General features: G+C 30.9%; 8 protein-coding genes and 2 rRNA genes. 6 read left to right on the top strand and 4 right to left on the bottom strand.

All coding sequences use genetic code 11. The features are described 5' to 3' along the window. Nucleotides 1-4 precede the first annotated feature (4 nt). From ACD570_RS05605 to rrf, 3 genes are all read left to right on the top strand, one after another. Nucleotides 5-1,204 (top strand): sugar MFS transporter, encoded by a 1,200-nt coding sequence (locus tag ACD570_RS05605; RefSeq protein ID WP_200283377.1) that lies wholly within the window; start codon nucleotides 5-7, stop codon nucleotides 1,202-1,204. Nucleotides 1,205-1,692: 488 nt separating this feature from the next. Next, a 23S ribosomal RNA gene (locus ACD570_RS05600) occupies nucleotides 1,693-4,601 on the top strand. Between the two features lie 116 nt (nucleotides 4,602-4,717). Continuing rightward, nucleotides 4,718-4,834 (top strand): 5S ribosomal RNA (rrf, locus tag ACD570_RS05595). A gap of 1,215 nt (nucleotides 4,835-6,049) precedes the next feature. Here rrf and ACD570_RS05590 read toward each other — a convergent pair. Together ACD570_RS05590 and ACD570_RS05585 are read right to left on the bottom strand one after the other, a co-directional pair. Next, nucleotides 6,050-6,391, bottom strand: coding sequence for an AAA domain-containing protein (locus ACD570_RS05590; RefSeq protein WP_417904083.1), 342 nt, complete (start codon nucleotides 6,389-6,391; stop codon nucleotides 6,050-6,052). A 218-nt stretch (nucleotides 6,392-6,609) separates the two neighbouring features. Further along, entirely contained in the window at nucleotides 6,610-7,026 is a 417-nt protein-coding gene (locus ACD570_RS05585) for a PepSY-like domain-containing protein (RefSeq protein WP_337197334.1), read from the bottom strand. A 102-nt stretch (nucleotides 7,027-7,128) separates the two neighbouring features. Here ACD570_RS05585 and ACD570_RS05580 point away from each other — a divergent pair, with 102 nt between their 5' ends. Continuing rightward, on the top strand, nucleotides 7,129-7,647 hold the full coding sequence (locus tag ACD570_RS05580) for a rhomboid family intramembrane serine protease (RefSeq protein WP_200282984.1): 519 nt from the start codon (nucleotides 7,129-7,131) through the stop codon (nucleotides 7,645-7,647). A gap of 23 nt (nucleotides 7,648-7,670) precedes the next feature. On the opposite strand, the gene rpoD is transcribed toward ACD570_RS05580, so the two are convergent. After that, the gene (gene rpoD, locus ACD570_RS05575; protein ID WP_200282987.1) at nucleotides 7,671-9,536 is read right to left on the bottom strand and encodes an RNA polymerase sigma factor RpoD; all 1,866 of its coding nucleotides are present in this window, start codon (nucleotides 9,534-9,536) and stop codon (nucleotides 7,671-7,673) included. A 75-nt stretch (nucleotides 9,537-9,611) separates the two neighbouring features. Beyond that, complete coding sequence (locus ACD570_RS05570; RefSeq protein WP_200282989.1) at nucleotides 9,612-10,505, bottom strand: LysR family transcriptional regulator; 894 nt, start codon at nucleotides 10,503-10,505, stop codon at nucleotides 9,612-9,614. Between the two features lie 152 nt (nucleotides 10,506-10,657). Between ACD570_RS05570 and ACD570_RS05565 the strand changes: the two genes are divergently transcribed. Beyond that, on the top strand, nucleotides 10,658-11,746 hold the full coding sequence (locus tag ACD570_RS05565) for a YeiH family protein (protein ID WP_337207591.1): 1,089 nt from the start codon (nucleotides 10,658-10,660) through the stop codon (nucleotides 11,744-11,746). Nucleotides 11,747-11,835: 89 nt separating this feature from the next. Further along, entirely contained in the window at nucleotides 11,836-12,408 is a 573-nt protein-coding gene (locus ACD570_RS05560; RefSeq protein ID WP_417904208.1) for a hypothetical protein, read from the top strand. The last annotated feature ends 5 nt before the right edge of the window (nucleotides 12,409-12,413 follow it).

Raw genomic sequence — 12,413 nt, 5'->3', positions numbered from 1 at the left:
AAATATGCAAACTAAGTCTAATAATTTTGCATTAGTAGCTTTAACAGCTTTATTTTTTGTTATGGGATTTATTACGGTATTAAATGATATTTTAATACCCCATCTTAAAGTAATATTTGAACTTAACCATTTTGAATCAGCTTTAGTGCAATTTTGCTTTTTTGGAGCTTATTTTGTAACTGGTGGAGTTTTTGGTAAGCTTTTAGAGAAGATTGGTTATCCAGTAGGGATCGTTTTAGGTTTTATATTAACAGCCATTGGTTGTGTTTTGTTTTATCCAGCAGCTTCTATGGCTTCATATTCTATATTTTTAGGAGCTTTTTTTATATTGGCAAGTGGAGTTGTTTTATTACAAACAGCTGGGAATCCATTTGTAACTTTACTTGCTCCAGGAAAGGAAGCTACAGCTTTAACATTAGTTCAGGCTTTTAATTCTTTAGGGACGACCTTGGGGCCAATTTTTGGTGCTGCTTTTATACTTTCAGATACTGTAAAATATGCAAGTAAGTTAGAAGAAGCTCAATCTGTTCAAATTCCTTATTTGGCAATTGCTGGAATTTTAATTCTTTTAGCTATTGTGATATATCTTTTAAAACTTCCAGATATAAGGAAAAGAACTGAAGTGGTTAGTGAGGAAAATTATGATAAAAAAGAGAGTCTTTTTGAATATCCTCATTTCGTTCTAGGAGCAGCAGCTATATTTTTTTATGTTGGAGCTGAAGTATCTATAGGTTCTTTTTTAATTTTAACTATGGAAAAATTTGCAAACATTAAAGAAATAACGGCAGCAAAGTATATAGTTTATTATTGGGGTGGAGCTATGATAGGAAGATTTATAGGAAGCTTTATCATGACTAAAATCGCTCCAAATAAATGTTTAGCATTTAATTCTATTATCAACATTTGTTTAATTATAATAGCTATTTTAATTGGTGGAAAAATTGCCATGATAGCTTTGTTAGTGATAGGACTTTTTAATTCTATTATGTTTCCAACTATTTTTTCTTTAGCGACAAAAAAACTAGGTAAATTCACAAGTAGAGCCTCTGGACTTATTAGCATGGCTATTGTTGGTGGAGCTTTAATACCACCAGTGCAAGGTTTAGTTGCTGATTATTTTAATTTGCTTATTTCCTATATAGTCCCATTATTGTGCTATTTTTATATTTTATTTTTTGCTTTTAGAGGATATAAAACTAAATAATTAAAACAAAAAGTGAGATTTTCACTTTTTGTTTCATCTTATTTTAAGCTTATTGTATATATAATTCCAGTTTTTACTTTAGAAATATTTTTTATTTTATAAAAAAATTACTAAAGTTATGTTCTTTTACTTACCAATGTTAAGAGTCACAAGCAAGTTTTAAAAACAATTTTACTGAACTTGTTAAAGAATAAAACTTCACTGTCTTTTTCTTTAAAAAACTAAAAAGAATTTAAAATTAATGTTTTTAGTGCTTTATTAATTATTTTTTATCATAAATAAATATTTAAATAAAAAATTAAAAAATATATTTAATTTTCTTTCTTTATTTCTTTTTTAAAGAATAAGTTTTAAACTTCACAGCTTATATTGTTGCTTAATATAAGTGTTTAAATGCTTTCCGTCTTAAGACAGATATTAAAGAAGTCTTATTATAAAAACTTTAACAAGGAAGTGATGCGTTTTAGAATCAACTAAAAAAGGTAAAAAGGTAAGCTACTAAGAGCGAATGGTGGATGCCTTGACTGGTAAAGGCGATGAAGGACGTACTAGACTGCGATAAGCTACGGGGAGCTGTCAAGAAGCTTTGATCCGTAGATTTCCGAATGGGGCAACCCAATGTATAGAGATATACATTACCTAATATAGGAGCGAACGAGGGGAATTGAAACATCTTAGTACCCTCAGGAAAAGAAATCAATAGAGATTACGTCAGTAGCGGCGAGCGAAAGCGTAAGAGGGCAAACCCAATGCTTGCATTGGGGGTTGTAGGACTGCAATGTGCAATAAGTGAGGTTAGCAGAACATTCTGGAAAGTATAGCCATAGAGGGTGATAGTCCCGTATGCGAAAACCAAACTTTAGCTAGCAGTATCCTGAGTAGGGCGAAACACGTGGAATTTTGTCTGAAGCTGGGTCGACCACGATCCAACCCTAAATACTAATACCAGATCGATAGTGCACAAGTACCGTGAGGGAAAGGTGAAAAGAACTGAGGTGATCAGAGTGAAATAGAACCTGAAACCATTTGCTTACAATCATTCAGAGCCCTATGGTGCAAACCAGGGTGATGGACTGCCTTTTTGCATAATGAGCCTGCGAGTTGTGGTGTCTGGCAAGGTTAAGCACACGCGAAGCCGTAGCGAAAGCGAGTCTGAATAGGGCGCTTAGTCAGATGCTGCAGACCCGAAACGAAGTGATCTATCCATGAGCAAGTTGAAGCTAGTGTAAGAACTAGTGGAGGACTGAACCCATAGGCGTTGAAAAGCCCCGGGATGACTTGTGGATAGGGTGAAAGGCCAATCAAACTTCGTGATAGCTGGTTCTCTCCGAAATATATTTAGGTATAGCGTTGTGTCGTAGTATAAGGGGGTAGAGCACTGAATGGGCTAGGGCATACACCAATGTACCAAACCCTATCAAACTCCGAATACCTTATATGTAATCACAGCAGTCAGGCGGCGAGTGATAAAATCCGTCGTCAAGAGGGAAACAACCCAGACTACCAGCTAAGGTCCCTAAATCTTACTTAAGTGGAAAACGATGTGAAGTTACTTAAACAACCAGGAGGTTGGCTTAGAAGCAGCCATCCTTTAAAGAAAGCGTAATAGCTCACTGGTCTAGTGATTTTGCGCGGAAAATATAACGGGGCTAAAGTAAGTACCGAAGCTGTAGACTTGACTTTGTCAAGTGGTAGGAGAGCGTTCTATTTGCGTCGAAGGTATACCGGTAAGGAGTGCTGGAGCGAATAGAAGTGAGCATGCAGGCATGAGTAGCGATAATTAATGTGAGAATCATTAACGCCGTAAACCCAAGGTTTCCTACGCGATGCTCGTCATCGTAGGGTTAGTCGGGTCCTAAGCCGAGTCCGAAAGGGGTAGGTGATGGCAAATTGGTTAATATTCCAATACCAACATTAGTGTGCGATGGAAGGACGCTTAGGGCTAAGCAAGCTAGCGGATGGAAGTGCTAGTCGAAGGTTGTAGGAGCTTATACAGGCAAATCCGTATAAGAATACTCCGAGAACTGACAGGCTTTTTGAAGTCTTCGGATGGATAGAAGAATTGCTGATGCCGTCGAGCCAAGAAAAGTTTCTAAGTTTAGCTAATGTTGCCCGTACCGTAAACCGACACAGGTGGGTGGGATGAGTATTCTAAGGCGCGTGGAAGAACTCTCTTTAAGGATACTCTGCAAAATAGCACCGTATCTTCGGTATAAGGTGTGGTTCGCTCTGTACTAGGATTTACTCCGAAAGCGAAGAAACTTACAACAAAGAGTCCCTCCCGACTGTTTACCAAAAACACAGCACTCTGCTAACTCGTAAGAGGATGTATAGGGTGTGACGCCTGCCCGGTGCTCGAAGGTTAATTGATGGGTTAGCATTAGCGAAGCTCTTGATCGAAGCCCGAGTAAACGGCGGCCGTAACTATAACGGTCCTAAGGTAGCGAAATTCCTTGTCGGTTAAATACCGACCTGCATGAATGGCGTAACGAGATGGGAGCTGTCTCAAAGAGGGATCCAGTGAAATTGTAGTGGAGGTGAAAATTCCTCCTACCCGCGGCAAGACGGAAAGACCCCGTGGACCTTTACTACAGCTTGACACTGCTATTTGGATAAGAATGTGCAGGATAGGTGGGAGGCTTTGAGTATATGACGCCAGTTGTATATGAGCCATTGTTGAGATACCACTCTTTCTTATTTGGGTAGCTAACCAGCTTGAGTTATCCTCAAGTGGGACAATGTCTGGTGGGTAGTTTGACTGGGGCGGTCGCCTCCCAAATAATAACGGAGGCTTACAAAGGTTGGCTCAAAACGGTTGGAAATCGTTTGTAGAGTATAAAGGTATAAGCCAGCTTAACTGCAAGACATACAAGTCAAGCAGAGACAGAAGTCGGTCTTAGTGATCCGGTGGTTCTGTGTGGAAGGGCCATCGCTCAAAGGATAAAAGGTACCCCGGGGATAACAGGCTGATCTCCCCCAAGAGCTCACATCGACGGGGAGGTTTGGCACCTCGATGTCGGCTCATCGCATCCTGGGGCTGGAGCAGGTCCCAAGGGTATGGCTGTTCGCCATTTAAAGCGGTACGCGAGCTGGGTTCAGAACGTCGTGAGACAGTTCGGTCCCTATCTGCCGTGGGCGTAAGAAGATTGAAGAGATTTGACCCTAGTACGAGAGGACCGGGTTGAACAAACCACTGGTGTAGCTGTTGTTCTGCCAAGAGCATCGCAGCGTAGCTAAGTTTGGAAAGGATAAACGCTGAAAGCATCTAAGCGTGAAGCCAACTCTAAGATGAATCTTCTCTAAGCTCTCTAGAAGACTACTAGTTTGATAGGCTGGGTGTGTAATGGATGAAAGTCTTTTAGCTGACCAGTACTAATAGAGCGTTTGGCTTATCTTTTTAATAAGCATCACTTCCTTGTTAAGGTTTTTACCTTAAAAAGAAAGAGTAAAGTTTTTAACTTGCTTTTAACATTGTTTTTTAAGTATTTTTAATAAGAATATTTAAATAACAATGTCCGTGATTATACAGATGTGGAAACGCCTTGCTCCATCCCGAACCAAGAAGCTAAGCACATCGTGGGTGATGATACTACGCCTTACTGGCAGGGGGAAAGTAGCTCATTGCGGACTTGTTATTATTCTACTTCTTAATTATAATCTTTATTTAATCTTTTATTCTTTTTAATATAATAAGTTTAGTTAATGTTAGTTTGCTTAGTTATTTATATAGATTTATTTTACTTTTTAAGTTATTAATTGGTTTAAGGTTTTTATTTGTGTCTTAATTTAGATTATAGTTTTTAACTAATGTTTGATTGATTTAGTTTAATCTCTTATTTTTTATATCTTTGATTTGGTTATTTAATAAAAGAATTTAGTTTAAGGTTTGTATTTGCTTGTGTAGCTTTATCTTGTTTCTTTAGCTAATGTTTGATTAGTTTTTGTTTTTCTTGGTTGTTATCGTTAAGTTAGTCTTGTATAGTTAAGCTTTTTAGGGTTAGTCTTATTAAAATGAGTTTTATGGATCTTGTTAAATTAGCCTTTTATTTTTTTATTTGAATACTTTGTATGTTTTAGCTTTTGTTGTTTTAGTTTGTGAATTGATTGTATATAGGAGTTTTTAGTTTAGGATTTTAGTTTATTTAATGATTTAATAAGATAGGTGTTTGTAAAAAATAGTTTTTAAAATTTAACCTAAACCCTAGTTTGTCCTATAAGATTATTAAGTCTATCCATTATATTATTTACAAAAGAATTTATACTTTATTTTTCATATCTTTTATTTAGGCTTTAATTTATTTAAAAGGATTTTAGTTTAGAGTTTGAGTTTATTCAATGATTTATGAGAAATGTTTTAGTGTTTTTTTGGAATTTATTTTATAGTTTGTTTAAAAGTTAGTTGATTAATAGTAGTTGCTCTTAAGATCGGTTGTCTAGTTAAGGTTATACTTTTTAAACAATAAAAAGTTTTTGGTTTATAATATAGGTTTTTATTGTTATAGGTTAAAGTTGATTTTATGTTTTTAATTAATAGTTCTTTTTAAAGTTTTATTCTTAAAAATATTATTATATTGAGTTGTAACTATGGTTTTTAAAGTTTTATAATTAGAAAAATATTTATCTTTTTAGTTTTTATTCGTATGGGTTTTTGCTTTGATTTGGTTAGTTTTATTTCAAAGTTTTAAGCTTGTATTAAAAAATAAAAAAGCATTTTATTTTTTAATAGAGATTAGGCTTTTAATTGTGCTCATTTTAACTAAAATTTTTAAAGAATTATTAAAAATTTTAGTTTGGGGTTTTAGTTAAATTTTAAAAAACATTTTGCTAAATTATTTAATTTCAAATTTAATCAAATAAATTTGGTGTGATTGTATTTATATTTTTTAAATGATTAAAATAATCAAGCTCGATGTAGTTTTCTTTGTTTCCTATTATAAAAATAATATTTTTTGCTCTAGTTAATGCGACATTAATTAAATTTGGCTTAGATGATACCCATTTTCTTGCATTTTCATTATTGCCACCCAAAATAAGTATGATTATATCTGCTTCTTTTCCTTGCATTGTATGAATAGTACCGATTTTACTATGTTTTAAATTTTTATATTTTTCAGTTATATCAGTTAAATTTTGTCTGATATCTACAAATGGAGTAATAATTCCAATGTCCATATTATGTTGATTTATTTCATCTAAAAGTGTATATAAGAATTCTATTTCTTTTTTGTTGCAATTACCTTCCCATTGTTCTTCTTTGATATCAAACCAAGTATTTTGTAATTCAAGATTTTTTTTGATTTTTCCCTGAAGCCAAAATCTACTAATTTTATATTAATAAATTTGCAGCATTTCTTATTAAAAGTCCTATTTAATGAAGAAAAATGAAGTGTTTAAAAACATTTCATTTAGTAGTCTGAACCTTTGTGTAAAATTGTGCCATTAAAATCGATATAAATTTTTATTCCATTACTAAGTTTTATTTTGTAATAATTGATTTTCCTCTCAATTTCCCTAGCTTTAATATTTGGAAATTTATTTTTTATAATATCAATAATATTAGAAGGAAGAAAATTAAAATCAAAAGGATCTAATTTGCTTTCTATTTCTTTCCAAGTTCCATCAGATTCAAACTCAAGTTCTAAGCCATTGCTAAGATAAACTTCATAAGAATTTCTATCTTTTTGGACTATACCTATGGAAGCATTAAAATTTTTTTTAATAAAAGTCTTGATATTGTCAGGCAGATTATCTGGAGATATAATAATATCAGCGTTTAAGTGGGTAAAAAAAATGCAAATAAAGATTAAAAAAAATAATTTCAAGTTAATTTCCTAAAATGTAATTCTTATTATTCTAATTAATTTTATGTGAATTTTATGTGAATTTAAAGAAAATATTACAATTTTTAAACAAAGGTTTTAAATTTGATCACTTTATTTTTAATTTTTTTAAATATTATAATATATTTTATCACACCTTATAGTACTTATGGTTTATTTGGACTAAATATTTTATTTTTTAAGGGTAATTATTGGCAAATTTTAAGCTCCATGTTTTTACACGCAGGATTAACTCATCTTATTCTTAATATGATTGTACTTTTTCAATTTGGTAGTATATTGGAAAAATATTTAGGAAAGGTATATTTTTTATTGATTTATTTTGTTGGTGGCATACTTTGTTCACTTTTAAGTGCTGTATATATTTATTTTTTTGATTCTAGTGTTAATCTTATAGGTGCTAGCGGGGCAATTTGTGTTTTAATGGGCTATTTTGCTTTTTTAGATAGAAAGAGCACTTTAGGAATTATTATTGCAATTTTACTTATGAGTTTTATTCCCTTAATGATGGGAGTAAATATAGCTTGGTATGGGCATATATTTGGTTTTATTTGTGGTTTTATTTTAGCAAAAATAATGAGTATGAAAAAAAGATGCCTTTAAATTGGAAGTAAAGTTTGAAAATTTTACTTCCAACCCTCTATATAGTTTTTTAATTTTCTACCTACTTTAGGGTGTTTTAATTTTTTTATAGCTGAGCTTTCTATTTGGCGTACTCTTTCCCGTGTAACATTAAGTTCTTTTCCTATTTCTTCTAAGGTTCTGTCGCTTTCATCTTCCATTAAACCAAAACGCATTCTAATAACGGTTTTTTCTCTTTCATTGAGTTGATCCAAAACTTCATCTATTTGTTCTTTTAAATCATCTTTGAGTATATGATCTATAGGGGAAAGAGAATTTCTATCTTCTACAAAGTCTCCAAATTTACCATCATCATCACTACCAATTGGTGCTTCTAAAGAAATAGGTTCTTTGGTGATTTTTATAACTTGCTTTACTTTATCAACATTTAAACCAACTTCTTTAGCTATAACATTTACATCAGGTTCTTTACCATCTTTTTGCAAATGTTCTCGTATAATTTTGTTGATTTGATTGATTGTTTCTATCATATGAATAGGAATTCTTATTGTTCTTGCTTGATCAGCAATTGCTCTTGAAATAGCCTGGCGTATCCACCAAGTCGCATAAGTTGAAAATTTATATCCTCGTTTATATTCAAATTTATCAACAGCTTTCATAAGACCTATATTGCCTTCTTGAATAAGATCTAAAAATGGTAATCCACGATTAGTATAACGTTTCGCTATGCTTACAACTAAACGTAAATTTGATTTTGCCATTCTAGTTTTTGCTTCATCTGATATTTTTTTACCTCGTTTAATTTGTTCTACGATTTCTTTGAGACGTTCTTTTTCTAAATCAAAACTTTTTTTACTTGCTTCTTTTGTTTGAAAAAGTTTTTTAATTTCCATATAAGTACTTACCATAGTAGCTTCAAGAGCTCTTTCTGTAATTTCTTCTTTGCTAAGTTTTGTGATATCTTTAAGTATATCGGCGTGACGATTTTTTAATTCTTCTGAAAACATAGGTAAACGGTATTCAAGACGTTTGAGTTCTTTATCAAATTCTTCATCACTCTTGAGTGCTGTTTCTATTGATTTGACTATTTCGCTAATTAATTTAGAAGTTGGTCCTAAATCCATTAATTTTTCTTTCAAGATATTTTTCTTAAATGCAATTCCTAATTTATCTAAAAGTTCATCGCCGCTTTCTTTATCTTTGGAAACTTTTAACCAATCTTTTTTTGCCTTTTCAAGAGCTTTAAATTTTTCTATAACTTTTAAGGTTCTTTCGTCTTCTTTTTTATTGTTTTTTTTCGAGGTATCTTCTTCATTTTCTAATTCTTCTTCATTTTCTAATTCTTCTTCATCAATATCATCAAGTTTATCTCCGTTTTTTTCTTCATCATCAAAACTTTTAAAGAGTTCTTTAACTCTTCTTTCTCTATTAATTAAAGGTTCGCGATAATCCAAAATAAAATCTATAAGATAAGGCACAGAACAAAAGGCATCAATAATAATATCTTCACCAAGTTCAATTTTTTTTGAAATTTCAACTTCTTCATCTTTGCTTAAAAGTGCAATTTGTCCCATCTCTCTTAAATACATACGCACGGGAGAATCAGATCTACTCCATTCAAGCAAATCATTTTCATTAGCTAGATCAAATTCGTTTTCAAGGCTAGTATCTTGAAGTTTTTGTTTTTCTTCTTGTAGTCTTTTAGCATCTTCAATATTTTTCATTTGTGCAATTTCCGCAGCTGAAAATAATTGCACTTTGTGTTTTTTCATTAGAGCGGCGATTTTTTTAACAGTAGTGCTAGTAGGTTGTTTATCTAGATATTTGACTAACTTTTCATAAGTGATATAGTCTTCTTCATTTTCTTTAAATAATTCTTCAAGTTCTAAATTTTGAGTTTTAGCATTCATTTGAATTTTTCCTTAAAACTTTTGATTATAACCTTTGATTTTACCACAATAATGCTTAACTTTTTTATAATTTTTTTATTGAATTTTGTAATTTTTTAGAAAAAATTCAAACTTCTCTAAAGCTCGATTAAAATTATAATTTTTTCTTTTTAGGGTGTAAAATTTACGCTCAAAATTGATATTTTTGATTTTTACTTCATATAAAATTTTACTTTCTAATTCTCTTTCTATACTTTTTTTTGAAAAAACAGAAATTGCTCCTTTTTGTAAAACAATTTCTTTAATAGCAGTCATCCTATCGATTTCTAAAAATATTTTTAATTTTTTGGCAGTAGAGCCAATTTCATTTAAAAATTTATCTCTAAGACCAGACCCCATTTCTCTTAAGATCCATTTTTCATCCAATAATTCGTCAATAAAAAATTCCTTTTTGCTAAGTTTTTTATCACTACTTGCAACAATGAGTTCATCTTTTTTCCAAAACTGCATATCCAAATCTTCATATTCCAATAAAGTCGGATTCAATTCTGTTTCAATTAAGGCAAATTCTATATGACCATTTTTTAATAAATTAAGACATTCTTTTGAATTCTCTGTTTGAAAATGTATTTTAATTTGCGGAAAAGCTGATTTAAATTCAAATAAAATAGTACCAAGAAAATGCTCGACAATGCTTTGAGTAGCTGCAATTTTTATATCTCCTAAAAGTATATTTTCATTATGCAAATCTTTTAAGCTTTTATGGTATTCTTGAACTAATCTCATCCAAATTTTTCCTAAAAATAAAGCTTTAGGGGTAGGTAATAACTTTTTACCCAATCTTTCAAATAAAACTCCTCCTAAACTATGCTCAATATTTTTAATTATAATTGAAATACTAGATTGTGTCACGCCAAAATTGCTAGCTGTATAAGTAGGACTTTTTGTATTTAAAAGATCTAAAAAAATTTCCATATCTTTAATTTTCATCGTCATTGATTTAGCCTTTTACTAGTTTTCATTAAAATATTTTATCATAAAAATTGAAATAATATATTTTTATTATATTATAAAAATAATTATAATTTCAATAAAATATTAATTAAAGTAATATTTTATATTTTATTAGAAAGGAAATATTAATGAATACAAAACATCTTAAGAGTATAATTAAATCCAATATTAAAGGCTTGATTTTTACAGCATGTATCGTAGCTTGTTCTATGTATCTTTCGAATATTCAAAGTATTAAAGATGCTACCCATCTTGCTGCTACTGCATTTGCTATTATTATTGGGGTTTTACTCTCTCCTTGGTTTTTTAAGTATCAACATACCTTTCAAGCTGGAGTTCATTTTAGTGCTAAAAAGCTTTTAAGATTAGGTATAGTTTTATATGGTTTTAATATTACATTGACTGAACTTTTAAGTGTAGGTTTTAATGGATTTATTCTTTCTGCTATTGTGGTAACTTTTATTTTTATTACCTCTGTTATTGTTGGAACAAAAATATTTAGACTTGATAAAGAAACCTCTATGCTTGTAGGTGCTGGTAGCGCTATTTGTGGAGCAGCAGCTGTATTAGCCTTAGAATCAAGTTTAAAAAGTGATCCTTTTAAAGGTATTTTGGCTGTAGGAACTGTAGTTATTTTCGGACTGATTTTTATGTTCTTATGTCCTTTTGGCTTTGCTTTTGATCTTATTCCTGGTTTTGATCAAAATGCCATGGGGGTTTATATGGGAGCAATTTTGCATGAAGTAGCCAATGTTGCAGGAGCTGCAGATATGGCAAAAGATATGGCTAATTTTGATCAAAAAGCTGCAAATATTGCAATTATTATTAAAATGATGAGAGTTATTTTACTTGTTCCATTTTTACTTATAGTGACTTACTTTGTTGCAAAAAATCAACATTCAAGTCATGGAAAAACTGCTAAAACTCTTACTATCCCTTATTTTGCTTTTGCTTTTTTAGCAATGATAGTTTTTAATACTTATTTAGCTAATAAAGAAAGCTTTTTAGGGATTGAAACTAGTATTATTGTAAATGTTGGAAGAAATCTTTGCACTATTTGTATTGTTTTTGCTATGGCAGCTTTAGGTTTGCAAATAGATTTTAAAAAATTTTTAAAAAGCGGTGCTAGAGTTTTCGGTTTAGCTTTGTTTTTAGGGATAGCTTTATTAATAGGAGGATATTTTTTAACTTTATTGTTTAAAGGAATTCTTTGGTAATAAAAATATTTTTAAAAGAAAATATTTTTTATTTAAAAATATGTATTATAATGTAAAGTCATTTTAAAATTCATTATAAAGGAAACAAAATGAAAAAGATTTTACTTAGTGCGGCAGTTTCTTTATTGCTTGCTTCAAATTTAAGCGCGTTTTCTTTTAAGCAAGATAGTTTAAAAGTTGATTTTGAAGGTTACAAAACCAAAGATATGGTTGGAGTTAGTGGAGAATTTAAGGATGTAAAATATTATTTTTCCAAAAAAGCTAAAGATTTGGTAGGATATTTAAAAGGTGCAAAGGCTGTGATTAAGCCAAGTAGTGCATTTATGGGGGAGGGAAATGATGTAATTACTCATAATATTACTAAAGTATTTTTCCCAAAATTCTTAGATAAGTCAGATATTAAAGTAATGTTTGAAGATATTGTTGCTGGAAATAATAAAGGTCTTATTTCTGCTAAAATTACCATGAATAAAAAAAGTATAATAGTTCCTTTAAGTTATACTATAGATAATGATAAATTTGTTGCTAAGGGACAACTTGATTTGCATGCATTTAAAAATAGCTCAGAAGCTTTAAAAGCTCTAAGTGATGCAGCTCCTGGACACGGAGGAATTTCTTGGCCTTTAGTAGATCTTACTTTTAGTGCAGATATAGTAAAATAATTTTA

This window comes from Campylobacter sp. LH-2024, assembly GCF_048270605.1.
GTDB classification, from domain to species: Bacteria; Campylobacterota; Campylobacteria; order Campylobacterales; family Campylobacteraceae; genus Campylobacter_D; species Campylobacter_D molothri.
This window is presented reverse-complemented; position numbering and strand designations above follow the sequence as displayed.

What these genes read in the sequence shown, in the direction of transcription:
- ACD570_RS05605 (WP_200283377.1), top strand. Translation starts at nt 5, where the DNA reads ATGCAAACTAAGTCTAATAATTTTGCATTAGTAGCTTTAACAGCTTTA.
- rpoD (WP_200282987.1), bottom strand. Translation starts at nt 9,536, where the DNA reads ATGAATGCTAAAACTCAAAATTTAGAACTTGAAGAATTATTTAAAGAA.
- ACD570_RS05570 (WP_200282989.1), bottom strand. Translation starts at nt 10,505, where the DNA reads ATGAAAATTAAAGATATGGAAATTTTTTTAGATCTTTTAAATACAAAA.
- ACD570_RS05565 (WP_337207591.1), top strand. Translation starts at nt 10,658, where the DNA reads ATGAATACAAAACATCTTAAGAGTATAATTAAATCCAATATTAAAGGC.
- ACD570_RS05560 (WP_417904208.1), top strand. Translation starts at nt 11,836, where the DNA reads ATGAAAAAGATTTTACTTAGTGCGGCAGTTTCTTTATTGCTTGCTTCA.